Consider the following 25,936-nt stretch of genomic DNA (forward strand, 5'->3'; position numbering starts at 1 on the left):
AAAACACATAATAAAAAATAATAAAAAAAGGAAAAATACCACCTCATCAATAGAAAATCTTCCGATAGCGCATTTTTATAAATCGTCCAAACTCAAACCATGAAACACAAACTGATACATAAAGTTTCAAAAGGGATAACATCATGGAATCGCTACATTCCTACAAAAAAAGCAGATTGGTAAATAAAACAGCCAGTATTGCCTTTACTGTAGCGGCCTCATTTTCAATAGCAACATTTCCTGTACAAGCCAGTGGAAGTTGGGAAAATTATCGGGAAGCTAACCGGGTTGCTCAACATAAGTTCCATACTGATATTACTGCCATCCAAGGCAATATTAGCATTATTAAGCAAAACGGCAATGATAACCAAGCAAGCGTTATTCAATCTCGTTCTGCCAGTTATCAACTGGGCAACTTTGCCTACATTAACCAACGTGGCGAAAATAACCAGGGCAGCATCTCACAATATAGTGGCCGCAATATCGGCATCATTGTACAAGTGGGTAATGACCATACCGCTGATATTGTTCAGGAAGGTAACAATTTTCAAGCCAAGATTAACCAGATTGGCTTTAATAGTGATATATCGCTTTCACAATCGGGCAGTGGCCAAAAAAGCATTAGCGTCGAACAACAAAACTTTTCGGGCAATGCACGACCGGTCACTATCGATACTTACTGAGTCGCATCCTGCTTCTCAGTAAACTACCAAGCAAGACGATCAAAACCAAAGGGGAAATACCATGAAACTGCAACTTACCGCACTCGCCGCCGCTGTTAGTTTTTCTGTCTCTGGTGCCGCAATGGCTGCTCCAGGAGATATAACCGACTTACAGACTGGACTAGGTAATGTACAATCAGAATCGCTTACTGATCCAGCTGGGGTCACCATCGACACCGAGCAGCAAGGTGATGATAACTCCGCAACAGTAACTCAGGAAAATGAAAGTACTGCCGATTCACGGGTATTCCAAGACAGTGATAATTCCTCCGCTACTGTAGACCAAGATGGTACTGACTTGTACTCGGATGTTGATCAGCAGATCTCAGAATATGGAGAAGCTGTAGTAGATCAGAGTGGAGCTGGCCACCGTTCTCGCATTCTTCAAAACGGTGCTGATGATAGCTATGCAGAAGTAATCCAGACTGGTGACACAAACACAGCCTTCATTAACCAAGCTGATGTTGGTGGGCCAGCAGAGCTAAATGATGCATACATCGAACAAAACGGCGATGATAACCAAAGTGCTATCCGTCAACTAAGCTCTAACAACATAGCAGATTCTTATCAAGAGGGTAGTTTGAATGAAAGCTATATTGTCCAGCGTGCCGGTAGTGGTTCAGGACATTATGCTGAATCAGCACAATATGGTACTGAAAATTATTCAGAGATCGATCAAGGTTCTCTAGGTACTACCACTAACCATGAAGCTTATCTTGAACAAGATGGGGATTATAACGAGTCTTATATTACCCAAAATGGTTCAACAGGAAACTTCATTGCTGATGTAACTCAGTATAGTGATAATAACTACTCAGAAGTAGTGCAGACTGGTGTAAATGATGGTACTGCAACCGTTATGCAAAATGGTAATGATAACTTTGCATACAGCTATCAGTATTAATAAAAAATTAGCCTATCAAGCCGCCCCTTTCAGGGGCGGTTTTTTCGTTAACGAATCGATACCGTCAACGTGCCGCCCTTGCCTTGAGTAGACGACCGCGAGCGGTTAGTGCCTTTCTGAATATCCACTTCCAGCCGATCGCCGTCGCTCAGCAGCGTTACCGTGCCGTCAAGTGCTTCGCCCTCATAGCTGAATTCAGCCGGTACGCGACCGTTTTTCTCGACGTGTTCGGTGGTTTTACCCTCGTGGGTCACTTTCCAACGGGCGGAAAACGCAGCGCCCTGTGTGCCTTCCATGGTGATGCGGATTTGAGACATCGATGCCTCCTGTTGCGACTGTGCATTAATCGACGGATGAAAGGTTAGCCCTATGGCCAATAGCGCGGCGCCTGGCCACGTAAAGTGTTGTTTCATGATGGCCCCCTACAAAAAGAGCCGCTGGTTGTCAGCGGCTCTAAGAGTATAGCGGCATTTCCGTTACTTGCTGTTACATAGCGGCAAAGGCTTTTTCCGCGGCGTCCAGGGTGTCCTGAATATCTTCCGGCGTATGGGCGCTGGACATGAACCCGGCTTCGAATGCCGATGGCGCCAGATAGACGCCGTGGTCGAGCATGGCACCGAAGAAGCGGCGAAACGCTTCCGGGTCACAGGCGGTGGCCTGAGCAAAGTTATCCACACGGCGTTGGCCGGTGAAAAACACCCCAAACATGCCGCCAGCCGATTGGGTCATCATCGGGACGTTGGCCGCGTTCGCGCGTTCCTGCAGACCGTTGCACAGCGTTTCTACTCGTTGTGCCAAGGCATCGTGGAAGCCGGGCACTTGAAGCTTGGTCAGCAGCGCAATCCCCGCGGCCATAGCTAGCGGGTTACCTGAGAGGGTGCCTGCCTGATAGATCGGCCCCATCGGCGAGATGTTCTGCATGATCTCGCGTTTGCCACCAAAAGCACCGACTGGCATGCCGCCGCCGACGATCTTGCCCAGGCAAGTAAGGTCGGGGATCACGCCGTAGTGGGCCTGAGCACCGCCAAGCGCTACCCGGAAGCCCGTCATCACTTCATCGAAAATCAGCACGCTATCGTGCTCATTGCACACCCGGCGTAGGGTTTCCAGAAAGCCCGGCTGGGGCGGAATACAGTTCATGTTGCCGGAGACCGGCTCGACGATGATACAGGCAATCTCGTCGCCCATTTCTTCAAAGCAGGCCTCGACGCCTTCGGGGTCGTTGTATGAAAGCGTAATGGTGTGCGCCGCCAGCGACGCAGGCACACCCGGCGAGCTGGGTTCACCGTGGGTCAACGCACCGGAGCCTGCTTTGACCAGCAGCGAATCAGAGTGGCCGTGGTAATTGCCTTCAAACTTGACGATCTTGTCGCGACCCGTCGCGCCGCGCGCCAGCCGGATCGCCGACATGGTGGCCTCGGTGCCGGAGCTGGTCATACGCACCATTTCCATCGACGGAATCATCTCGCAGATCAGATCCGCCATGGTGGTTTCGACCGCCGTGGGCGTGCCAAACGACAGGCCGTTGTCCAGCCGCGCGCGCACGGCTGCCAATACATCTTGGTCAGCGTGCCCGGTAATCATTGGTCCCCAGGAACCCACATAATCCACGTACCGATTGCCTTCGACATCGAATAGAAACGCGCCCTGGGCACGCTCCATAAAGACCGGCGGGCGGTGTAGCCCTTTAAATGCCCGGACGGGAGAGTTTACGCCGCCTGGGATATGGCGACTGGCAAGATCAAACAATTCAGCTGATGTGGTCATGGCATCCTCTCGGTCAATGGCAGATAGAAGATAGGATTAAAAACGAACAGGCCGTGAAAAACGGCTGGGCAAACACTGGCCACTCGGCGGCTGAAAGCCTTGTGACAGGCTCTGCCAGGTAAAGTGCTGCGCCTGTTCACACGCTGTTGGTAAGCGCTCACCAACAGCAAGACGAGCCGCAATGGCTGAGGCTAGCGTACAGCCAGAGCCATGAAACAGTTCAGGCAAACGTGGCCACTGCCACTGGCGAGTGGTATCGGGTGAGTGCAGGGTGTGCACGACTTGCTGATCATTACCGGGCAGCGGATCGTCAGTGGCCGTCACTAGAATTGCTTGGCAGCCCTGTGACATCAACGCCACCGCACGTGCCGTATCATCAAAAGGGGTGACGATGTCTGGTGTCAGTTGACAAAGCTCAGCACGATTGGGCGTTAAGATATCCACAAGCGGTAGCAAGCGATCGATGAACAGCCGACGTAAACCGGGTGTGGATAACTCAGTTCCACCACCAGCCTTAAATACCGGGTCCGCCACCACAGGAATGCCTGGAAAGCGGCGGATAATTTGTTCCGCTGCACGCAAGGTAGCTTCATCGGCGAGCAAGCCAATTTTAATCGCCGCCACTTGCATCTCGCCAAGTACCTCGGCCATTTGGCGCATCGCGGTAGGATCAGCGGGAATCACACGCGTCACATTGTGGCAATTTTGAACCGTCAACGCAGTAGGGATCGTTACCGCCCAGCCACCACAGGCGGCAATGGATTCACTATCAGCCACTAAGCCTGCGCCGCCGGTGGGGTCGTGTCCCGCTAATACCAATACGACAGGCGGAAGTGGTTGGCGCATCAAAAGGGCTTCACAACGGCTAATAGTATAATCGCCACTAGCGCAATCACCGGCGCTTCGTTAAACCAGCGGAAAAACACATGGCCTTTGGTGCAACGATCCTGGGCAAACTGCTTTAAATAAATCAAACAAACATGATGATAGCCAATGAGCAAGACCACCAGCGCTAGTTTGACGTGCATCCAACCCTGGCTAAACCATTCGGGCACTAAATAGAGCATCCAGCCACCAAACAGCAGTACCGCAATCATCGATGGCGTCATGATTCCACGGTAAAGCTTGCGCTCCATGGTTTTGAAATACGCCATTGCCTGGTCATCACCGTTATCCCGCGCGGTGGCGTGATACACATACAAGCGGGGTAAATAAAACAGTGCAGCGAACCACGTCACCACTGCCATCAAGTGAATAGCCTTCACCCATAGGTACATTGTTGCTCCTTAAAATGGTTAATCCTTTTCGCGTGTCTCATTCTCTCGTAGATCATGCTCTCGTAGATAATTATCGCGAGTGTCAGCGCCACGGGGATCTGTATAGTGATAATAACGCTCAATGGCGCCACGGGTGATAATACCTGAAATACGCTGCTGTTTAGGGCGGTAACCGTGTACCACATAGAGTGCCCCCAGCGCGTTATCCTGCAGCTTCAAGAATGCTTCGGAAAGCGTTGCTTGCAAGCCAATCGGCGCAAGCTCCAAACGCTGCCCAGGAATTTCCAGCAGATCAATCAATTCATCCTCGGGCGGTTCTTTACCCTGCAGCGCTTCATCGTGTTCAAGTAACCACCGCGCCAGTTCAGCGGCTTTGAGCGCCAGCACCGGTTTTTCCTCGCTGGAGCGCTCAATCACCAACCACACCGGGTTTGTTTCCAGCAGGTGGCGTGCCTGATCAGGGGTAATCATCCGCTCGGTACGCACCAGTTGCCGCTCCATCACCGCTGGCACCGAAACCCGTGAGAGCGCTTGCATCAACGGCTGCTGAAGCGGATGCAGCCCATAACGCACCGTGCTGATAAAGAACCCTTCACAGCCGGTTAACTGCCGTGATGTCAAACACGCAACCACCACCGCCAGCATTCCAGGGAGCATAATACTCGGCGTATGGGTTAACTCCAAAAGCGCCATCAGCGCAGCCAGGGGCGCTTGCAGAACGGCCCCCATCATTGCCGCCATACCTAGCATGGCGTAAATCCCCGGGTCAGCGGCTTTGTCTGGCCACATCCAGCCCCCCAGCATACCAAACAGCGCGCCTGTAGCCGCTCCCACCACCAGCACCGGGCCAATAATGCCGATGGGTACACCGCCAGCAACGGTCAGCGCCGTTAGCAGTAGTTTGGCAATCATCAGCGCCAGCAGTACTTTAATTTCCAACTGATTATTGAGCGCTGCCGCCACGCTGTCATAACCGATGCCCTGCACCTGGGGGAACCACCAGGCAACGGCGCCAGTCGCCACTCCGACCAGCCCAAGACGCACCCAAAGCGGCCAGTCCATAATCCGCTGACTGCGGGAAATATGGATAAACAAACCGGCCAGCAAGCCAATCACCAACCCCGTCAGCACGATCCACGGAAGATTGATCAACGACCCCAGGGCCACTTCGGGAATGCGAAACGCTGGTTCATTACCGTAAGCCAACTGCGCCACCAGCGCACCCATGGTGGAGGCCAGGATGACGGGCATAAAGCTCATCAAGGTATACTCCATCATCACCACTTCCATGGCGAAGATCACCCCGGCAATCGGCGTATTAAAGGAAGCGGAAATGGCGGCTGCAGTGCCACAGGCCACTAGCACTCTTAGGCTGTTATTGGGTAAGCGAATCTGCTGGCCGAGACCACTGGCCGCTGCGGCTCCCAAGTGAATCGCCGGCCCCTCACGACCTGCAGAGAGGCCACCTAACACCACCACCACCCCGACCCACCACTGATTCAACCAGTTACGCAGCGGAAAACGCCCTTGGTGATAGGTGAGTCGCTCAATCACATGACCCACGCCCAGCTTGCGCGCTGCCGGTTTTTGCCGATACAACAGCACGCCCACTAACGTCACCGCCAGCATGGGTAACAGCGCACGTAACCAGGGCGTCATATTTTCAAACGCCTCTGGGTCGCCCTCCGCCATATAGAACGTGGCCCCTGCTTCCAACAGCAGGCGAAACGCCACCATCACCGCGCCGGTAATAATCCCCGAGACAAGGCCCAGCAAGCAGAGTTGCGGCAAGGCGTCGACGTTGGCCAACTGACGACGAAAACTTTCTAACGTAAAATCCGATCGGGAAAAACGCGCCACAGCAATCTGCCTTGTTTTTGGTCTTAGTGTTCTTATCTCTTAATCCTCTTGTGTATCATAGCCCGATACACTTCGACAGCCCGCAGCAATCCGCATAGGCTGATAACACATAGCGTTTTGTCATAGGTTGCTGTGCAAACTGTCCTAAAAAACTATTCTGGAAAACGTTCTGCGTAGCCCGCAAGGAGTGATTTGTGATTAAGGTCGGCATTGTTGGCGGTACCGGTTATACCGGCGTTGAATTACTGCGGCTACTTGCCCAGCATCCCCACGTCGAGGTAGCCGCTATTACTTCGCGCTCGGAAACGGGCGTCAAGGTGTGCGATATGTACCCAAACCTGCGCGGCCACTACGACACGCTAGCGTTTAGCGAGCCGGATGCTAAACAGCTGGGCGCCATGGATGCGGTCTTTTTTGCCACACCCCACGGCGTTGCCCACGCACTAGCGGGTGAGCTGCTCAAAAATGGCACTCGGGTAATTGATCTGTCGGCCGACTTCCGGCTGCGCGATGCCGACGAGTGGAGCCGCTGGTACGACCAGGCCCACGGCGCGCCAGAATTGTTGCATGAGGCGGTATACGGCCTACCGGAAATGCATCGGGAAAAAATCAAAAATGCACGCTTAATTGCCGTGCCCGGCTGCTACCCCACGGCGGTTCAATTAGGCTATCTACCGCTGTTGGAAGCAGGTCTGATCGACCCAAGCCAACTGATTGCTGACTGTAAATCCGGGGTTACCGGGGCAGGCCGTGGCGCAAAAGTAGGGTCACTGCTCGCTGAAGCCAGCGAGTCGATGAAAGCCTACGGCGCCTCGGGCCACCGCCATCTACCCGAAATTAGCCAAGGGCTTAGGGATATTCAGCAATCCACGGTGGGTTTAACCTTTGTGCCCCACTTAACGCCGATGATCCGCGGCATTCACGCCACACTTTACGGCCAGCTCACCACTGAGCCCGGCGATCTGCAGGCTCTATTTGAGCAGCGCTACGCTAACGAACCCTTTGTCGATGTGATGCCTGCTGGAAGTCACCCAGAGACGCGCAGCGTCAAAGGCATCAATACCTGCCGCCTAGCAGTCCATCGCCCCGGCAATGGCAACACCGTCGTCGTACTATCGGTGATTGATAACCTGGTCAAAGGCGCTTCGGGCCAAGCAATCCAAAACCTCAACCTGATGTTTGGCTTTGACGAGAACACCGGACTTACTGCCCCCGCGCTGATGCCTTAAACACCTCACCAAAACCAGCATGCAGAGGGCAGCTCAGAGAGGAGGTCATTTGCCAAGGAAGGCAAATGTAGCGTCCATGGAAGGATTCACAGCGCCTCCTCGGCGAGCTGCCCTCTGCTTGATATACCAACACAATAGTTGACCAATTTGCTGGGAATTACCCATAATCACCCCCCAATGCCGATTTATTCGTTCTTTAAGCTCGCGGGAGGTACCCATGAGCGGTGCAGAAGCCTTTGTTCCTACTCCATTACTGCTCTCTGATAGTGCACGCAAACGTATTAACGCACTGATTGCAGAAGAAAATAACCCATCACTCAAACTGCGGGTCTACGTGACCGGCGGCGGCTGTTCAGGTTTTCAATACGGCTTCGACTTTGCTGACAATGTCGCCGACGATGACACTGTGATTGAGTTCGGCGAGGCCGCGCTGGTCGTCGACCCCCTCTCTTACCAGTATCTGGTGGGCTCCACGGTCGACTACGAGGAAGGCTTAGCGGGCGCGCGTTTTCGCGTTCAAAATCCCAATGCCACCACCACCTGCGGCTGCGGCGCTTCCTTTATGGTCTAAACAGCGTTGGCCCACGACGCTCCCCGTGACTTGACGCCCTGACGGTTTCTCGCCAAGGTTGATAGGTCAATAACGGCTAAAAAGGGTATTCGAACGCCATACATTGTTCGGAAACCCGCTACTAGCCACATAAAGCACGGGGAAACTTATGAAAGTAGCACTACCACTCAGCCTAACCAAAACCACACTCGCTCTCGCACTGGGATTGGGCAGCGCCACTGCCGCCATGGCCCAAACGCCATCGGTGAACGTGGCCACTGACCCAAGCTTTGTGCCGTTTGAAATGATGGATCAAGAGACCGGCGAAATGGTCGGCTTCGATATGGATATCATCAACGAAGTCGCCGAACGTGCAGGCTTTGAAGTCAACCTGACAACCATGGAATTCTCCGGCATCATTCCCGCCGTGCAAACGGGTAGTCAAGAGATAGCCATCGCCGGTACCACCATCACTGACGAGCGCTCTGAAGTCGTTGACTTCTCCGACCCCTACTACGATTCAGGTTTACGCATCATTGTCCGCGCCGATAACGACAGCGTCGAGACACTAGAAGACCTCCAAGACCTCGCCGTCGGTACCAAAATTGGTTCCACCAGTTATGACTACCTTCAGCAAGAACTCGGCGAAGATGCTGAAATCACCCCCTTCCCAGGTACTGCCGACATGTACATGGCGCTGCTAGGCCGCAACGTCGACGCCGTGCTCTATGATGCCCCTAACGTCTCTTACTTCTCGCAAACTCGCGGTGAAGGCCGTACCAAGGTTGTTGGCCCTCTGTATGAAGGTCAGCAGTACGGCATCGTGTTCCACAAAGGCAGTGAGTGGGTAGAGCCGACTAACGAAGCGCTGGCCGCCATGCGCGAAGATGGCACCTACGATGAGATCTACACCAAGTGGTTTGGTGAAGCGCCTAGCGAAGAGTGAGTATAAAAGCTCTCTATTAGCGTAACGCTGTTACAGGGCCGGGTGGCCACAACCCCCGGCCCTGCTGCATTTCTCATGTGTTTTTTGTCATCTGCTTTTTTGTCATCTGCTTTTTTGTTTCAGGAGTCTACGCGTGGACGTCAATTTTCAGTTTGATTGGTCGGCAGCGTTTGGGTCTATCCCTTACCTGCTGCCGGGTATTCCCTGGACGCTGCTTATCTCGTTTGGCGGTCTCGCCATCGGATTCTTTATCGGAATATTCTTTGGCCTATTACGTATTAGCCGCCTGCGTTGGCTACGCTGGCCAGCCATCGTTTACGTCGAAGTATTTCGCGGCACGCCTATCCTGGTACAAGTGCTGTTTATTTTTTACGGCTTGCCGCAACTATTAGGTAGCCCAATTAACGCGCTGGTCGCCGGTATTGCTGCGATCGCGGTTAATTCCGGTGCTTACATTTCAGAAATTGTGCGCGGCGGTGTGCAATCAATTGAACGCGGCCAGGGTGAAGCATCACTCTCCCTAGGGCTCTCCCGCACTCAAGCATTTCGCTACGTTATCTGGCCCCAGGCGTTTCGGCGCATGATTCCTCCCCTCGGTAACCAGGGCATCATAAGCATCAAAGACACCTCACTGTTTTCAGTGATAGGCGTCGGTGAGCTAGTGCGTCAGGGGCAGATCTATATCGCCACCACCTTTACGGCGCTTGAGGTCTACTTCATGGTCGCCCTGATGTACTTGGCAATCACCTGGACCCTCTCCATCATCCTGCGTCAACTCGAGCGCAGAGGCCTGGCCGGACAATAAGGACACGCGCAATGAGCGAGACAATGAGCAACACAACGCAACCAATTGTGCGTATGCAGCAGCTCAATAAACACTTTGGCAGTCTGCACGTACTCAACGATATTGATCTGACGATTGTGCCTGGTGAAGTGGTGGTGATTATCGGTGCCAGTGGCTCAGGCAAATCCACACTAATTCGCTGTATTAACGGCTTGGAAGAGTTTCAGTCCGGCAGTCTGGTGGTCGACAGCAACGAACTATTACCGCACGGCAAGAGCACTAAAGCGCTGCAAACCATCCGTACCGAAGTGGGTATGGTGTTTCAGCAATTCAATCTCTTTCCCCATCTCAGCGTGATCGATAATGTCACTCTGGCGCCGATGAAAGTGCGTGGTTTAAGCCGTGACGACGCAGTCAGCAACGCCAAACGCTTGCTTGACCGGGTAGGTATCGCCGACCAGGCCGACAAGTACCCCAGCCAGCTCTCAGGCGGCCAACAGCAGCGCGTCGCACTCGCCCGCGCCCTGGCGATGGAACCCCGCCTGATGCTGTTTGACGAGCCCACATCGGCGCTTGACCCGGAAATGATCGGCGAAGTGCTGGATGCCATGCGCGAGCTGGCCAAAGAGGGCATGACCATGGTGATTGTCACCCATGAAATGGGCTTTGCCCGCGAGGTCGCCGACCGGGTGATTTTTATCCATAAAGGCGAGATTACAGAGCAGGGCCACCCTGAAAAACTGTTCGATTCTCCTCAACACGAACGTACTCAATCCTTCCTTGCTCGCGTACTCAAACATTAAATTGAGCCCTTTTTACGCGTTAAAATAACCGCTAATTTGCTCTGAATTACGCTTTTTTACTGGCCTGTCGACACGACAGGCCATTTTTTTGCCTGTGGATAAACTTTTTTTACATTGATCGGCTTTATCTCCGTAAGGCCTACCATGTACGTCGCTTAGCGTTAGCTCCACATCAATCGGAGGTTGTTCACAGGTGCGGTAACAACCCAGGTACTGGCCGGTGGATAAGCCGTGCTTAATTGACTCTGTGGATAAAGCGCTATTCCATCCACAGGCTTAACACCCCTTCTACCCAGGCACTCCCGCCTTCAAACATGTAGAAGTCAACAATATAAGCACATGAAAATATTAAGGATAAGTCGCTTATACACAGAAATTGTCCACACTAGTAATTACAACATTTACAGAACTTCTCTTATTTTATATTTATGTTGTTATTAATAACGGAGGGTTGGTGATTTGGGGTGTGGAAAAACCTGACGGTTACCCACAGGGGGTTTATACTTGCCGGCTCATTGATCTAAGGTGGCCATGTCCGAGAACTGCACTGGCCACATCATCCGTGCCGAAAGGCGCAAGACGAGGTGCCTCTTGAATTATCCCGACCGCTTTGACGTGATTGTCATCGGCGGTGGCCATGCGGGAACTGAAGCCGCATTGGCCTCTGCTCGTATGGGCTGTCAGACCCTGCTGCTCACCCACAACATCGAAACCCTGGGCCAAATGTCGTGTAACCCCGCGATTGGCGGCATCGGCAAAAGCCATTTGGTTAAGGAAATCGATGCGCTGGGTGGCGCCATGGGGCTTGCCACGGATTTAGGTGGCATCCAGTTTCGCGTGCTCAATGCCCGCAAAGGGCCTGCCGTTCGAGCAACCCGTGCCCAGGCTGACCGCATCCGCTATAAATCCGCTATCCGCGGTATGTTGGAAAACCAGCCCAACTTGACGATCTTCCAGCAGGCTGCTGGTGATCTCATTGTGGATAACGACACCGTGCGTGGCGTTGTCACGGAAACCGGTATTCGCTTCCATGCTGAAAGCGTCGTGCTGTGTACCGGCACATTTTTGGGTGGTGTGATTCACATTGGCTTGGATCAAAGCAAGGGTGGTCGAGCAGGTGATCCGCCTTCCAACGCACTGGCCGAACGGCTGCGTGCGCTGCCATTTCGCGTCGATCGGCTGAAAACCGGCACACCGCCGCGTATTAATGCCAAAACCGTGGATTTTTCCCAGTTGGAAGAACAACCCGGTGACAGCCCTACACCGGTCATGTCCTACATGGGGTCACGGGAAATGCACCCTCGGCAGGTGAGTTGCCACATTGCTCACACCAATCAGCAAACCCACGATCTGATTCTGGCGAACCTTGATCGCTCGCCGATGTATTCCGGTGTGATCGAAGGAATTGGGCCCCGTTACTGCCCGTCGATCGAAGACAAGGTTCATCGCTTTGCCGATAAATCCAGCCATCAGGTGTTCATCGAACCCGAAGGCCTGGATACCCACGAGCTTTACCCCAACGGTATCTCTACCTCGCTTCCGTTTGACGTGCAGATTCAAGTCGTGCGTACGATCAAAGGCCTGGAAAATGCCCATATCACCCGGCCTGGCTATGCTATCGAGTACGACTTTTTTGATCCGCGAGACTTAAAACACTCGCTGGAAACAAAATTTATCCACAACCTGTTTTTCGCTGGTCAGATTAACGGCACTACCGGTTACGAAGAAGCTGGCGCTCAAGGTTTGCTAGCGGGTTTGAATGCCGCACGCCGTGCTCAAGAGTTGGACGCCTGGTATCCCCGCCGCGATGAAGCCTATCTCGGCGTACTGGTCGACGACCTAATCACCATGGGTACCAAAGAGCCGTACCGCATGTTTACCTCACGGGCCGAATACCGCTTGCTGCTGCGTGAAGACAATGCAGATTTGCGCTTAACCGAAGCTGGCCGCGAATTAGGCCTCGTCAATGACGAACGCTGGGCCGCGTTTAGTCAAAAGCGCGAAGCCATTGAGCAAGAGAGTGCGCGTCTGGATACCATTTGGATCCAGCCAGGTAGCCCGGCTGCGGCACAGGTGGCGGAAACTACCGGTGCGGCGCTCACGCGTGAATATCGTCTGAGTGATCTGCTTAAACGTCCTGAGCTGAACTATAGCGACTTGGCCAATCTACCCGGCATCGAAGGCACGCTGGTTACCGATCCAGCGGTTGTCGAACAGGTGCAAATCCAGGCCAAGTATCAAGGCTATATTGATCGCCAGCAGGATGAGATTGACAAGCTAAAACGCCATGAAGGAACGGTGCTGCCTGCCGAGCTGGACTATTTGAAAATAGAGGGGCTATCCATCGAAATTCGCCAAAAGCTGGCTGAAGCACGGCCGGAAACGCTTGCTCATGCGGCGCGTATCTCGGGTGTCACGCCAGCGGCTGTGTCTATTTTGCTGGTGCATCTGAAAAAGCGCCGGTTAGTCGCAGCGGCAGAGGTGGTTAACGGATGAGTTCGTTGAACCCACTGTTAAAAACTCTGCCTGCAAGCGTTGCGCCACGTCTCGACCAAGGGCTTAGCCAGTTGGCTATCAGCGTTGACGACCATCAGCGCGAGCAACTGCTAGGCTTATTGGCACTGTTGCACAAGTGGAACCGGGCTTATAACCTCACAGCGGTGCGCGATGTGGACGAAATGGTGTCGCGCCATGTGCTGGACAGCGCCGTTGTACTGCCCTATGTGCAAGGGCCGCGGCTGCTGGATGTTGGCGCTGGCCCGGGTCTACCCGGTATAGTGCTGGCCATTTTAGCGCCCGAGCTTGATGTCACGCTGCTGGACAGCAATGGCAAAAAAGTGCGTTTTCAGCGTCAGGCGGTGATGGAGCTCGGTCTTAGAAACGTGACCCCTGTCCAGGCGCGGGTGGAAGAGTTCGAGAACGCCGCTTTCGATCAGGTGATTTCTAGAGCGTTTGCCAGCTTGGTCGATTTCGTGACCTTGACTCGCCAGCTACCCGGTGCCGAAGGCCAGTGGTTAGCCATGAAAGGCCCAGGAGCAGACGAGGAGTTGCGTGACCTCCCTCCCGGTATTCGTTTACACCAACGTCACCTGCTGGAAGTACCTTTTGAAACGGCCCAGCGGCAGCTATTGATCTTGAATGTTGAAAGCTGAATGTTGATTCTGACCCAGGAAGGAGTTGAGTAAGTGAGCCAGATCATTGCCCTGACCAACCAAAAAGGCGGCGTGGGCAAGACCACCTCGGCCGTTAACCTGGCGGCCAGTCTCGCTGCGCTCGACCGTCGTGTGCTGTTGGTGGATCTTGACCCCCAAGGCCATGCCAGCATGGGCAGCGGCATCGATAAATATGAGCTCGATAAAAGCGTGCTTGATGTACTGTTGGGCGAAGCAACGGCCGCTGAAACGATTGTTAAAAAGCTGGCGGTCAAGTATGACGTGCTGCCGGGTAACGGTGATCTCACCGCCGCTGAAGTCGAGCTATTAGACCGCGAGAAAAGTGAAAGCTGCTTAACCACCGCGCTTGCCTCGGTCTCCAGTGAGTACGATGTGGTGCTTATTGACTGCCCACCCTCGTTGAACATGCTTACCGTGAATGCGTTAACGGCTTCTGACAGCGTATTGATCCCACTACAATGTGAGTTCTATGCGTTAGAAGGGTTATCGGCACTGCTCGATACCGTTGAGCAGATTAAGCAAAATGTGAATCCTGACCTAGCGATTGCAGGCATTTTGCGCACCATGTACGACAAGCGCACCAGCTTAACGCGGGAAGTGGATAAGCAACTGCGTGACTACTTTGGCGACATGCTGTTGAAAACGACCATCCCGCGTAACGTAAAAGTCGCCGAAGCACCAAGCCACGGGTTACCCGTGACACAATATGCCCGGTTCTCCCGGGGTAGCCAGGCCTATCGCGTGCTGGCGAAAGAGATGATTCGTCGTCTTTCACTGTAACCACTCTTCACTTCAACTCTTCAAATCAAAAAAAGGGGCGCTGAAAAAATGAGGGAAAGCGAATGACGCGTAAACCCGCGCTGGGACGTGGCCTGGATGCCCTGATTGGTGCCGGTGCCCGTCGCCGTGACAGCTTGGAACTTGCCGGTAGCGGTACGCCTTTGGAGCTTACTGACGCAGCGCGTAGCGCCGCGGCTGAAGACGTTACCGAAGATCGCCTTGAACGCCTTCCGTTAGGGCAACTAACGCGGGGTAAATATCAGCCGCGCCGCGATATTCAGCCTGAAGCGTTAGAAGAGCTGGCGGACTCCATTCGCGCCCAGGGCGTCATGCAGCCTATCGTGGTGCGCCCGATCGGTGTTGATCGCTACGAAATTATTGCCGGTGAGCGCCGCTGGCGTGCCGCACAGCTGGCTGAACTGGACGTTATTCCGGCCGTTATTCGCGATGTCAGCGATGAAGTCGCCTTGGCACTGGCGTTAATCGAAAACATCCAGCGTGAAAATCTTAACGCTATTGAAGAAGCCATGGCACTCAAGCGCCTTGGGGAAGAGTTCGAGCTTACTCAGCAGCAGATAGCCGACGCGGTGGGGAAATCGCGCACTCAGGTGGCTAATTTGTTGCGCTTGCTGGCGCTAGACCCCGAAGTACAAACCCTGCTCGAACGTGGCGATTTGGATATGGGCCATGCGCGGGCACTGCTAACGTTAAATAGCGCCCAGCAGCGGCAAGTAGCCCATGAAGTAGTCAATAACGACATGACCGTTCGGGCAACCGAAGCGTTGGTGAAAAAAGTGCAGACCAGCCAAGCGCCCATCAAAACGCCTAGCCGTCCAAACAAACAGCCCGATGTGGCAAAACTGGAAACCCATCTTGGCGAGTTACTTGGCGCGCCCGTCTCTATTGATCATGGCCAAAAAGGCAAAGGTAAATTAACGATCCGCTATACCAGCCTGGAAGAACTGGATGGGATCTTAAATCATATTAAATAGCAGGCTATTAAATATCGTGTAAGAAGTAACCACGTTTTCCCTCTTTGGTCGCAAATCGACCCCTTAACGAGCAAAATCGGTGCGACTTCGGTTGAAGGTGTGATAGCGCTTCCCTATAATCGCGCAAGATTTGTGCAGGTTGCCTGTGATTGTCTAGGAATACGCTTGTCGAGATATAACGATTTTTATGTAAAAGCTGGGTTTTTTCAGAGAGCCATTTAGAAAGCTATGCAGCGATACGAAACCCAGCGGCGAAGAGCCTATATCGTTCGACTTACGATCGTGCAATTGTCGATTACTGTTTTAGGTATGCTGGCAGCCTATCTAATCGAAGACGTTGAAGGTATGTCATCGATTTTTAAAGGAGCTTTGGTAGCCTTGTTACCGCACGCCTTTTTTATTAAGCGAATGGGTGTTTTGCGAGCAAGTAGACCTTCACAGGCAGCGATGCGATTATTTCGCGCCGAAGCAGGTAAGTTTGGTTTGACGGTGGCACTGTTTGTTGCAGTGTTCGTGGCAGCGCCCCCCTCAAACCCTGCTTTCTTTTTTTATGCTTATGTTGCGGTTGTTCTAACGCATTGGCTTACGCCTTGGTTAATGCCAAAAAACGTCAATGCCTAGAAAATTGCACAATTAAATTGAGGTGACACATCCATGGCCGCAGGAAACGAAGTCTCGACGACTTACTATATCCAGCACCACTTACAGAACCTAACGTTTGGCAACCACCCTGTTAATGGCTGGTCACTGGCGCATTCGGCGGAAGAAGCCAGTGAAATGGGCTTTTGGGCCATTCACTTAGACACCATGGGCTGGTCAATTGCCATGGGACTGCTGTTTATCTGGATTTTCCGCAAGGCGGGAAAAATGGCCACCACCGGAGTACCGAGTGGTTTGCAAAATGCGGTTGAGATGGTCGTTGAGTTTATCGAGGACATGATTCAGGGAACGTTCAAAGGTCATAACCCGATCATTGCCCCCTTGGCCTTGACGCTGTTCGTGTGGATTCTCTTCATGAACACGCTAAAAATTATTCCGGTCGATTACTTCCCGGTGCTGTTCAGCAAGCTAGGCGTGGACTACATGAAAATCGTACCCACCACGGATGTGAACGCTACGCTAGGGTTAGCATTAGGGGTCTTCGGGTTAATTCTCTACTATAGCTTTAAAGTGAAAGGTGTAGGTGGCTTCGCCAAAGAGCTGTCACTGACCCCATTCAATCACTGGGCTTTAATTCCCTTCAACCTGCTGCTTGAAATAGTTGCTCTGCTGGTGAAACCGTTCAGCTTGGCAATGCGTCTTTTCGGCAACATGTTCGCTGGGGAAGTAATCTTCATTCTGATCGCCATGTTGCCATTTTGGGCTATCTGGGTGCTGGATGTACCGTGGGCGATCTTCCATATCCTGATCGTCGTACTTCAGGCCTTCATCTTTACAGTGCTATCCGTGGTGTATCTAAGCGCTGCACACGAACATCACTAACCCGAGCAATGCTTGCAACACATTAACCCTTAACCTCAACCCTCGACCTTAAACTTGAAAAACTAGGAGCATTACCATGGAACTTATCTACATTGCCGCTTCCATCATGATCGGTCTCGGCGCTCTAGGTACCGGCATTGGCTTCGCTATTTTGGGCGGTAAGCTGCTGGAATCTACAGCGCGTCAGCCAGAACTAGGCGACCAACTGCAAACCAAAACCTTCCTAATGGCAGGTCTACTGGATGCCGTTCCGATGATCGGTGTTGGTATCGCAATGTACCTGATCTTCGTTGTTGCCGGTTAATGACAGCTCAGCCGAGCGTTAAACGCTCGGTTTTGTTTCACTCCGGTCGCCACGAACTTGTCAGAGGTACATTCCTGTGAATATCAACATGACGCTAATCGGGCAGACGATCGCCTTCGCGATCTTTGTCTGGTTTTGCTTAAAGTATGTGTGGCCTCCGATCAGCAACGCGCTTCATGAGCGTCAGAAAAAAATTGCTGATGGCTTGGACGCAGCCAGCCGTGCTAACCGTGATCTTGAGCTTGCTCAAGAACGCGCTGAGCAGACGCTGCGTGAAAGCAAGGAGCAAGCTTCTCAAATTCTTGAGCAGGCCAATAAGCGCTCTGCCCAGATAGTTGAAGAAGCACGCGAACAGGCCCGCGCCGAAGGCGAACGCCTAGTAGCGAGCGCACGTTCCGAGATTGAGCAAGAAGTGAATCGCGCTAAGGATGAACTTCGTGCCCAGGTCTCTTATCTCGCCGTTATGGGTGCCGAGCGTGTTCTTGAAGCGTCGGTCGACGAACAAGCCCATCGCAAGTTACTTGATGAGCTTGCTGCTGAACTGTAAGGAGGTGAACCATGGCGGAATTACTGACCGTCGCTCGTCCTTACGCTAAGGCAGCGTTTGAATACGCGCGTGATCATGAGGCGCTTGATAGCTGGTCACAAGCGCTGAGTTTTTTAAGCTTTGCGGTAGCAGACGTTAACGTTCGCCATCGGTTAAGCAGTCCAAAACTAGACAGCGGCCAAAAAGTGTCGCTGCTTGTTGAGCTGATTCCTGAGCAACAAGATGACGCTTTACAGCGGTTTTTGACTGTCCTGGCTGACCAAAGTCGCCTGATGGCGCTGGCATCGATTGCTGTACAGTTCGAGCACCTGCGTGCTGAACACGAGCAGCGGGTTGAAGTGAATGTCACTTCTGCTTATCAGCTAGATAGCGAGCAAGAAACGAAGCTAGCGAACGCGCTTAAAAAACGTCTGAATCGCGAAATCTCTATTACTACTCAAGTGGACAAGTCGCTGATTGGCGGTGTCATCCTACGTGCTGGCGATACCGTTATTGACGGGTCGGTCCGTGGTCGATTGAACCGTCTTTCTGACGCGCTAACCGCTTGAGTCTGAGGGACATGGCATGCAGCAACTGAATCCTTCCGAGATCAGCGACATCATCAAGCAGCGAATTGAAAAGCTTGACGTCGCATCCGAAGCCCATAATCAGGGCACCATCGTCACTGTTTCCGACGGTATCGTGAAAATTCACGGCCTCGAAGACGCGATGTTTGGTGAAATGATCGAATTCCCCAACAGCATCTTTGGCATGGTACTGAACCTGGAGCGCGACTCCGTAGGTGCCGTGGTACTGGGTGACTACCTACAGCTCGAAGAGGGCATGACCGCCAAGTGTACTGGTCGTATTCTCGAAGTGCCGGTAGGCCCCGAGCTGATTGGCCGTGTTGTCGACGCGCTGGGTAATCCCATCGATGGCAAAGGCGATATTAACGCTAAAATGACCGACGCCGTCGAGAAAGTGGCGCCGGGCGTTATTACCCGTCAGTCTGTTGATGAGCCGATCCAAACCGGTCTCAAATCCATTGACGCCATGGTGCCGATCGGCCGTGGTCAGCGTGAGCTGATCATCGGTGACCGCCAGATTGGTAAGTCCGCCATTGCCATTGATGCGATCATCAACCAGAAAGGCAAAGGTGTTACCTGTGTCTACGTTGCCATTGGTCAGAAGCAGTCGACCATTGCCAACGTGGTGCGCAAACTCGAACAGCACGGCGCGATGGAACACACCATCGTCGTGGCTGCGGGCGCTGCCGACCCGGCGCCGATGCAGTTCCTGGCACCTTATGCGGGTTGCACCATGGGCGAGTACTTCCGCGATCGCGGCGAAAACTCACTCATCGTGTATGACGACCTTTCCAAGCAGGCCGTTGCGTACCGTCAGGTATCGCTGCTGCTGCGTCGTCCGCCGGGCCGTGAAGCTTATCCTGGTGACGTTTTCTATCTCCACTCACGTCTACTTGAGCGTGCTGCGCGGGTTAACGTCGACTACGTTGAGAAGTTCACCAACGGTGAAGTGAAAGGCAAAACCGGTTCCTTAACCGCACTGCCTATCATCGAAACCCAGGGTGGCGACGTTTCTGCGTTCGTTCCGACCAACGTCATCTCGATTACCGATGGTCAGATCTTCCTGGAAACCAACCTGTTTAACTCCGGTATTCGTCCGGCGATTAACGCAGGTCTCTCGGTTTCTCGTGTCGGTGGTTCGGCGCAGACCAAAATCATCAAGAAGCTGGGCGGTAGTGTACGTCTGGCACTGGCTCAGTACCGTGAATTGGCTGCCTTCTCGCAGTTCGCGTCTGACCTGGATGAAGCCACGCGTAAGCAGCTCGAACACGGTCAGCGTGTTACCGAGTTGATGAAGCAGAACCAGTACTCGCCGATGTCGGTAGCTGAAATGGCGCTTTCGCTTTACGCCGCCAACGAAGGTTATCTGGACGATGTCGAAGTAAACAAAGTGTTGGACTTTGAGCGTGCCCTGCACGACTACATGAAGTCCGAACATGCTGATCTCCTCGACAAGATCAACCAGAGCGGCGACTACAACGGTGAGATTCAAGACAGCTTGAAGTCGGGTCTCGAGAAGTTCAAGGCGACTCAGAGCTGGTAATGTCTGGCCCGCCCCTTATGGGCGGGTTTGCATGCTTTCTGAGAGCCACGAACGAAGGGTAGATCGCTATGGCAGCTGCAAAAGAGATACGCACCCAAATCGGGAGCATTAAAAATACGCAGAAGATTACCAGCGCCATGGAAATGGTGGCTGCATCGAAAATGCGTAAAGCGCAAGATCTGATGAGAGCTAGTCAGCCTTACGCTAAGCAGATCCGTAATGTGGTTGGCCACTTAGCCAACGCGAACCCTGAGTACAGGCACGACTATATGGTCGAGCGTAGCGAGGTTAAGCGTGTTGGCTACATTGTGGTGTCCACTGACCGCGGTCTGTGTGGTGGCTTGAACCACAATCTTTTCAAAGCCTTACTGAAAGAAGCCGTTAGCTGGAAACAGCAAGGTGTCGAGCAGGATTTTTGTGCGCTTGGCGCCAAGGCGAGCACCTTTTTCCGCAATTACGGCGGTAATTTGGTCGCAGCGAAAAGTGGATTAGGTGAAGCCCCGACGGTAGAAGGCTTGATTGGCAGTATTAAGGTCATGCTCGAAGCGTACGATGAAGGACGTCTCGACCGGCTGTACGTGGTGCACAACGAGTTTGTGAACACCATGACGCAAAAGCCAGTGGTTCGTCAGCTTCTTCCCCTGTCGCCCGATATGGGCGCAGGCGCTGAGCAAGACGACGAAAACGCCCGTCCCGGAAGCTGGGACTACCTGTATGAACCGGATGCCAAGGCGTTGCTCGATAGCCTGTTGGTTCGTTTCATCGAATCGCAGGTGTATCAGGCGGTAGTGGAAAATGGCGCTTGTGAACAAGCCGCTCGAATGATCGCTATGAAAAGTGCCACCGACAACGCAGGCGGCCTGATCGACGATCTGGAGATGGTTTATAACAAGGCCCGTCAGGCCGCCATCACCCAGGAAATTTCTGAGATCGTCGGCGGCGCTGCTGCCGTATAACGCCTAGGGAGCCGACGCTTTTAGCGGCTCCCGGCAGACAGGTTTCATTTGCAGGTTTTAGAGAGGAACCAAGATGAGCGGACGTATCGTACAAATCATCGGCGCGGTGATTGACGTAGAGTTTCCGCGGGACTCTGTGCCCAAGGTCTACGACGCGCTGAAGGTCTCCGATGTTGAGACTATCCTCGAAGTCCAGCAGCAGCTGGGCGACGGCGTGGTGCGCACCATCGCCATGGGCTCCACTGAGGGCTTGAAGCGTGGCATGGCAACGACCAGCACAGGTGCTGCTATTTCCGTACCGGTAGGTAAGGAAACGCTGGGCCGTATTATGAACGTACTCGGCGAGCCGATCGACGAAGCAGGACCGATCGGTGAGCAAGAGCGTATGCCTATTCACCGTAAAGCACCGAGCTATGCCGACCAGGCAGCCTCTAACGAGCTGCTGGAAACCGGTATCAAGGTTATCGACTTGGTCTGCCCGTTTGCTAAGGGTGGTAAAGTTGGCCTGTTCGGCGGCGCCGGTGTGGGTAAAACCGTTAACATGATGGAGCTTATCCGCAACATCGCCACCGAACACAGCGGCTACTCTGTATTCGCCGGTGTTGGTGAGCGTACGCGTGAGGGTAACGACTTCTATCACGAAATGACTGAATCCAACGTTATCGATAAGGTATCGCTGGTTTACGGTCAGATGAACGAGCCCCCGGGTAACCGTCTGCGCGTGGCGCTGACGGGCCTGACCATCGCTGAGAAATTCCGTGATGAAGGCCGCGACGTACTGCTGTTCGTCGATAACATCTACCGCTATACCCTGGCAGGTACCGAAGTATCGGCACTGCTTGGCCGTATGCCGTCAGCGGTAGGTTATCAGCCGACGCTGGCTGAAGAGATGGGCGTTCTGCAGGAGCGTATTACCTCGACGAAAACCGGTTCAATCACTTCCGTACAGGCCGTATACGTGCCCGCGGATGACTTGACCGATCCGTCGCCGGCGACCACCTTCTCGCACCTGGATGCTACCGTGGTATTGGCGCGTTCTATCGCCGAATTGGGTATTTACCCGGCGATCGACCCGCTCGACTCCACGTCGCGCCAGTTGGATCCGCTGGTTGTCGGTGAAGAGCACTATGCGACCGCTCGCGGTGTGCAGAACGTTCTTCAGCGCTATAAAGAGCTTAAGGATATCATCGCCATTCTGGGTATGGATGAGTTGTCTGATGAAGACAAGCTAGCCGTATCTCGGGCGCGTAAAATCCAGCGCTTCTTGTCGCAGCCGTTCTTCGTAGCTGAGGTGTTCACTGGTTCACCAGGCAAGTATGTTTCGCTGAAAGACACCATCAGTGGCTTCCAGGGCATTTTGGCTGGTGAATACGACGAATTGCCGGAACAGGCCTTCTACATGGTCGGCTCCATCGACGAAGCCGTCGAGAAAGCCAACCAGATGAAGAAGTAATCCCGTCCATGAGGGGGATTCGCTATGGCGAATAGCTTTACTTGCAATATCGTCAGCGCTGAAGCATCCATCTTCTCAGGTACCGTTGAGCAGGTGATTGCTTCCGGGGTGATGGGTGATCTGGGCGTTTTGCCAGGTCACGCTCCGTTGCTGACTGAGCTTCAGCCGGGTCCGGTTCGCGTGATCTATGATGGTGGCGCAGAAGAGAACTTCTACGTCACTGGTGGCTTCATGGAAGTCCAGCCGGATGTGGTAACGATACTGGCTGATGCCGCATCACGGGCCAGCGACCTCAATGAGGCTGCTGCCGAAGAAGCGCGTCAGCAAGCGCTGAAAGCCTTTAACGATAAGTCATCGGAGCTTGATTATACTCGAGCGGCCGCTGAACTTGCCGAAGCCGTTGCTCAGCTGCGAACGATTCAGCAGCTGCGTAAAAAGGCGGGTAAAGGCTAATACCCACGCATTTGGCGTGGTACAGCGCCCCTTAAGCCCGTTATCAGGGTTTAAGGGGCGTTTTTTTGTTGGGTAGTAAGGATAGTAATATAAGTAAGTATGATGAGTTAGGTAATGGATTTTGTAATGGATTAAGTCGGCAGCACGACGTTTGTCAGTGTGAAGGGGAGAGCCATGGCACTTAACGATGAAAGCCTACAGCAATTAAAAGCCGAACTACTCGACGAGTTGGCCAAGGAAGTGCCTAGTAAATCGGTGCTCTCTTTGCGTTTGGCCGAAACCCGCTCCGCGGATATCGGTGAAGTGCTTGAAGAGATGATTGAAGACGATGAGGAGCTGCCAGCCGCGCTCGCGTTGCTCAATATTCTCTCTGCCGAGCGTGCTGCAAACGTACTGGGTTACTTGCCCGGTGAGAGCCAGCTTGAGGTCGTCAGGGAGCTGGACGACAGCCAGGTACTCAAGCTGCTGGAAGAGATGGGTTCAGACGAACGCGCCGACCTGTTTAATCTACTCAGTGAAGACCGCCGGGAAGCGCTGCTGCGTCGCATGGCCCATCGCGAGCGGGAAGATCTCAAACGGCTTGCCAGCTACGAAGAGGGTACCGCTGGCGCCATCATGACCTCTGACTATGTCTCTATAGCCAGTGGCATGACGGTGTCACAAGCGATGATGCGGGTACGCCAAACCGCCCCCGATGCGGAAACGGTCTATCAGCTCTATATCCTCGATAGTGATGGGCATTTGATCGGTACTATGTCGTTACGCCAACTGATGGTGGCACGCCCTGGCGCCATTGTGGATGACATCATGATCAAGGATGTTATCAGCACCCGCGTTGATAATGCTCAGGAAGATGTTGCCCGAATTGTGGCAAAGTACGACCTGTTAGCGCTGCCGGTGATCGATGCGGACGGCCGGATGGTTGGCATCGTGACCCACGATGACGCCATGGACGTGGCCGAATCCGAGGCCACCGAGGATTTCCATAAAGGGATGTCGATCGGTCAGTTAGAGGATGGCGTGAGCCGTGTGAAGCTCTGGAGCCTCTATCGCAAGCGAGTGTTTTGGCTAGTACTGCTGGTCTTTGCCAACCTGTTTTCGGGTGCCGGGATTGCCTATTTTGAAGAGACCATTGCCGCCCAGGTGGCGCTGGTATTCTTTTTACCGCTGTTGATCGGTAGTGGCGGTAATGCCGGAGCCCAGGCCGCCACGCTAATGGTGCGCGGTATGGCAACTGGTGATGTGGGTGTTAAAGACTGGGGGAAACTGCTTGGTCGCGAACTGCTCGTCGCGGGCTCGCTAGGCATTACCATGGCTATTGCGGTAACGCCTATTGGCATTATGCGTGGGGGTGAAGCGCTGGCCATGGTGGTTGCCTTTAGCATGGTCACCATCGTGTTGTTCGGCAGCCTGCTGGGGATGTGTTTACCCTTTGTACTCGAGCGCTTCAAGGTCGATCCTGCCACGGCCTCGGCACCGCTGGTGACCACGCTTATTGATGCTTCTGGGGTCGTGATCTACTTCAGTATCGCCACGCTGCTGCTCTTGTGACGAGTGAGTAATTGGGGGCTTAGCGCATTGAGCTACTGGCGGCGCGGGTAATAAACAGCACCTCGACGTGACCGAGCCACTCAATATCGCTAGCCAGCGCTTTAAGCTGGCTAGCAAGGCACTGAGGCGGCTGATGAACGGCGTCATCAATAATCAGCGATACCGATACCTTATCGTCCAGGTAGTGCAGCTGAAGTTCGTTAAGCGTGCGCCATACCGGATGTCTGTACCAACGGGCATCCAGGGCAGCTTCTACTTCAGGACGCAATGGTAGGCCTGGCAGGCGGCTGGGGTCGCCCGCCCCAGCGTCGTCTTCGGGATCAACGTGAAAGATGACATCGGTGAGTGCGGGGAATTCATGGCGTAGACGCCGGCTCACTTCGTTACCGATCTCATGGGCTTCTGAGACGGTAATTTTGGGGCCCACCACTACGTGCAGATCGACCATGACCCAGCCAGCCGACTGGCGTGTGCGAAGGTCATGAACGCTATCCACCCCCGGAACACTGCAAGCCACATCATGCATCTGATTCTGTATATCCACGGGCAGCGCGGTATCGACTAACTCGCGCGCTGACTCCCATAGCAAGTCCAAGCCTACCTTACCCACTAATAAACCGACGATGATGGCAGCGACGGCATCCAGCCAGCCTAAACCAAACTGAGCGCCTACCAGCGCTACCAGCACCACCGCAGTGGACAAGGCATCGCTGCGTGAGTGCCAGGCGTTGGCTTCGAGCAATTTTGACTTCACCCGCTTGGCCACTCGCATGGTGTAGCGAAAAATCCACTCTTTGCTAAACAGTGCGATCACTGTAATGACAATGGCCAGCATGCCTGGCGCATTGACCTCCGTGCCGCTAAACAGGCGATCCAGACTCGACCAGGCAATACCGCCCGCGACGAAGATCAACACACTGCCCAGTAGCAGTGTGGTCAGGGTTTCAATTCGGCCATGGCCATAGTGGTGGTCTTTATCCGGCTCTTGGCGGCCATAATGAATGGCCGCCAGAACAAAACCATCGGTGACTAAATCTGATAGGGAGTGAATGCCATCGGCGATCAGGGCCGCTGAGCCGACCATAAAACCGATCGTGACTTTGACGATACTCAGCAGGGCATCCAGCCACGCACCAATATAGGTAACGCGCTTGGCCTCGTGGCTAAGTCGTGCCTGGTCTTGAACCACTGGCGTTTCGATGGTCTGAGTCATGGGTACCTTGCAAGGACGCACGCATTCAATAGACGCCTATTGTAGCGTATTCCTTATGTCCTCTATAGCATCCGCTGCTTT

27 protein-coding genes are annotated in these 25,936 nt (G+C 53.5%); 21 read left to right on the forward strand and 6 right to left on the reverse strand.

The annotated features are described in order from the left end of the window. Positions 1–143: 143 nt before the first annotated feature. Complete coding sequence (locus V8L71_RS11940; RefSeq protein WP_336274237.1) at positions 144–683, forward strand: hypothetical protein; 540 nt, start codon at positions 144–146, stop codon at positions 681–683. 61 nt (positions 684–744) lie between these two features. Beyond that, complete coding sequence (locus V8L71_RS11945) at positions 745–1,626, forward strand: hypothetical protein (RefSeq protein ID WP_336274238.1); 882 nt, start codon at positions 745–747, stop codon at positions 1,624–1,626. Positions 1,627–1,673: 47 nt separating this feature from the next. Here the strand turns inward: V8L71_RS11945 and V8L71_RS11950 are convergent, their stop codons facing one another. From V8L71_RS11950 to V8L71_RS11970, 5 genes are all read right to left on the reverse strand, one after another. Further along, positions 1,674–2,039 (reverse strand): hypothetical protein, encoded by a 366-nt coding sequence (locus V8L71_RS11950; RefSeq protein WP_336274239.1) that lies wholly within the window; start codon positions 2,037–2,039, stop codon positions 1,674–1,676. 73 nt (positions 2,040–2,112) lie between these two features. Then, positions 2,113–3,393 carry a glutamate-1-semialdehyde 2,1-aminomutase gene (gene hemL / locus V8L71_RS11955; RefSeq protein ID WP_336274240.1) on the reverse strand — a complete coding sequence of 427 codons (1,281 nt, stop codon included), beginning with the start codon at positions 3,391–3,393 and terminating at the stop codon, positions 2,113–2,115. A 36-nt stretch (positions 3,394–3,429) separates the two neighbouring features. Then, a complete protein-coding gene (gene thiD / locus V8L71_RS11960) occupies positions 3,430–4,239 on the reverse strand; it encodes a bifunctional hydroxymethylpyrimidine kinase/phosphomethylpyrimidine kinase (RefSeq protein WP_336274241.1) in 810 nt (269 codons plus the stop codon). Continuing rightward, complete coding sequence (hemJ, locus tag V8L71_RS11965) at positions 4,239–4,670, reverse strand: protoporphyrinogen oxidase HemJ (RefSeq protein WP_336274242.1); 432 nt, start codon at positions 4,668–4,670, stop codon at positions 4,239–4,241. The genes thiD and hemJ overlap by 1 nt, the downstream gene beginning before the upstream one ends. An 18-nt stretch (positions 4,671–4,688) precedes the next feature. After that, positions 4,689–6,530, reverse strand: coding sequence for a chloride channel protein (locus V8L71_RS11970; RefSeq protein ID WP_336274243.1), 1,842 nt, complete (start codon positions 6,528–6,530; stop codon positions 4,689–4,691). 194 nt (positions 6,531–6,724) lie between these two features. On the opposite strand from V8L71_RS11970, the gene argC reads away from it, so the two are divergent. From argC to mgtE, 19 genes are all read left to right on the forward strand, one after another. Further along, entirely contained in the window at positions 6,725–7,759 is a 1,035-nt protein-coding gene (gene argC / locus V8L71_RS11975) for an N-acetyl-gamma-glutamyl-phosphate reductase (RefSeq protein ID WP_336274244.1), read from the forward strand. 217 nt (positions 7,760–7,976) lie between these two features. Next, positions 7,977–8,330 (forward strand): iron-sulfur cluster insertion protein ErpA, encoded by a 354-nt coding sequence (gene erpA, locus V8L71_RS11980; protein WP_008959085.1) that lies wholly within the window; start codon positions 7,977–7,979, stop codon positions 8,328–8,330. A 148-nt stretch (positions 8,331–8,478) separates the two neighbouring features. Next, positions 8,479–9,255, forward strand: coding sequence for a transporter substrate-binding domain-containing protein (locus V8L71_RS11985; RefSeq protein ID WP_035556337.1), 777 nt, complete (start codon positions 8,479–8,481; stop codon positions 9,253–9,255). A gap of 133 nt (positions 9,256–9,388) precedes the next feature. Further along, positions 9,389–10,060 (forward strand): amino acid ABC transporter permease, encoded by a 672-nt coding sequence (locus tag V8L71_RS11990; RefSeq protein ID WP_007112208.1) that lies wholly within the window; start codon positions 9,389–9,391, stop codon positions 10,058–10,060. Between the two features lie 23 nt (positions 10,061–10,083). Next, positions 10,084–10,842 carry an amino acid ABC transporter ATP-binding protein gene (locus tag V8L71_RS11995; protein ID WP_008959083.1) on the forward strand — a complete coding sequence of 253 codons (759 nt, stop codon included), beginning with the start codon at positions 10,084–10,086 and terminating at the stop codon, positions 10,840–10,842. A gap of 591 nt (positions 10,843–11,433) precedes the next feature. Further along, positions 11,434–13,338, forward strand: coding sequence for a tRNA uridine-5-carboxymethylaminomethyl(34) synthesis enzyme MnmG (gene mnmG, locus V8L71_RS12000; protein ID WP_336274245.1), 1,905 nt, complete (start codon positions 11,434–11,436; stop codon positions 13,336–13,338). After that, on the forward strand, positions 13,335–13,994 hold the full coding sequence (gene rsmG, locus V8L71_RS12005; RefSeq protein ID WP_336274246.1) for a 16S rRNA (guanine(527)-N(7))-methyltransferase RsmG: 660 nt from the start codon (positions 13,335–13,337) through the stop codon (positions 13,992–13,994). The genes mnmG and rsmG overlap by 4 nt, the downstream gene beginning before the upstream one ends. Positions 13,995–14,027: 33 nt before the next feature. Then, complete coding sequence (locus V8L71_RS12010; RefSeq protein WP_008959080.1) at positions 14,028–14,795, forward strand: ParA family protein; 768 nt, start codon at positions 14,028–14,030, stop codon at positions 14,793–14,795. Positions 14,796–14,857: 62 nt separating this feature from the next. Further along, on the forward strand, positions 14,858–15,787 hold the full coding sequence (locus V8L71_RS12015) for a ParB/RepB/Spo0J family partition protein (protein ID WP_008959079.1): 930 nt from the start codon (positions 14,858–14,860) through the stop codon (positions 15,785–15,787). Between the two features lie 228 nt (positions 15,788–16,015). Beyond that, entirely contained in the window at positions 16,016–16,408 is a 393-nt protein-coding gene (locus V8L71_RS12020) for an ATP synthase subunit I (protein WP_336274247.1), read from the forward strand. Positions 16,409–16,441: 33 nt separating this feature from the next. Continuing rightward, positions 16,442–17,269: a F0F1 ATP synthase subunit A gene (atpB, locus tag V8L71_RS12025; RefSeq protein ID WP_336274248.1), complete on the forward strand. Its 828-nt coding sequence runs from the start codon at positions 16,442–16,444 to the stop codon at positions 17,267–17,269. A gap of 76 nt (positions 17,270–17,345) precedes the next feature. Then, positions 17,346–17,573 carry a F0F1 ATP synthase subunit C gene (gene atpE, locus V8L71_RS12030; protein WP_022521051.1) on the forward strand — a complete coding sequence of 76 codons (228 nt, stop codon included), beginning with the start codon at positions 17,346–17,348 and terminating at the stop codon, positions 17,571–17,573. Between the two features lie 76 nt (positions 17,574–17,649). Next, complete coding sequence (locus V8L71_RS12035; protein ID WP_022521052.1) at positions 17,650–18,120, forward strand: F0F1 ATP synthase subunit B; 471 nt, start codon at positions 17,650–17,652, stop codon at positions 18,118–18,120. A gap of 11 nt (positions 18,121–18,131) precedes the next feature. After that, entirely contained in the window at positions 18,132–18,668 is a 537-nt protein-coding gene (locus V8L71_RS12040; protein WP_336274249.1) for a F0F1 ATP synthase subunit delta, read from the forward strand. A 16-nt stretch (positions 18,669–18,684) separates the two neighbouring features. Next, a complete protein-coding gene (atpA, locus tag V8L71_RS12045) occupies positions 18,685–20,229 on the forward strand; it encodes a F0F1 ATP synthase subunit alpha (RefSeq protein WP_336270499.1) in 1,545 nt (514 codons plus the stop codon). A gap of 68 nt (positions 20,230–20,297) precedes the next feature. Beyond that, entirely contained in the window at positions 20,298–21,185 is an 888-nt protein-coding gene (gene atpG / locus V8L71_RS12050; RefSeq protein ID WP_336274250.1) for a F0F1 ATP synthase subunit gamma, read from the forward strand. Between the two features lie 73 nt (positions 21,186–21,258). Then, positions 21,259–22,638 (forward strand): F0F1 ATP synthase subunit beta, encoded by a 1,380-nt coding sequence (gene atpD / locus V8L71_RS12055; protein WP_101145102.1) that lies wholly within the window; start codon positions 21,259–21,261, stop codon positions 22,636–22,638. Positions 22,639–22,662: 24 nt separating this feature from the next. Next, positions 22,663–23,091 (forward strand): F0F1 ATP synthase subunit epsilon, encoded by a 429-nt coding sequence (locus V8L71_RS12060; protein ID WP_008959070.1) that lies wholly within the window; start codon positions 22,663–22,665, stop codon positions 23,089–23,091. Positions 23,092–23,265: 174 nt separating this feature from the next. Then, positions 23,266–24,642 (forward strand): magnesium transporter, encoded by a 1,377-nt coding sequence (mgtE, locus tag V8L71_RS12065; protein WP_336274251.1) that lies wholly within the window; start codon positions 23,266–23,268, stop codon positions 24,640–24,642. Positions 24,643–24,661: 19 nt separating this feature from the next. On the opposite strand, the gene V8L71_RS12070 is transcribed toward mgtE, so the two are convergent. After that, positions 24,662–25,855 (reverse strand): cation diffusion facilitator family transporter, encoded by a 1,194-nt coding sequence (locus tag V8L71_RS12070; protein WP_336274252.1) that lies wholly within the window; start codon positions 25,853–25,855, stop codon positions 24,662–24,664. Between the last annotated feature and the right edge of the window lie 81 nt (positions 25,856–25,936).

This window comes from Vreelandella indica (genome assembly GCF_037070225.1).
Lineage (GTDB): Bacteria > Pseudomonadota > Gammaproteobacteria > Pseudomonadales > Halomonadaceae > Vreelandella > Vreelandella arctica.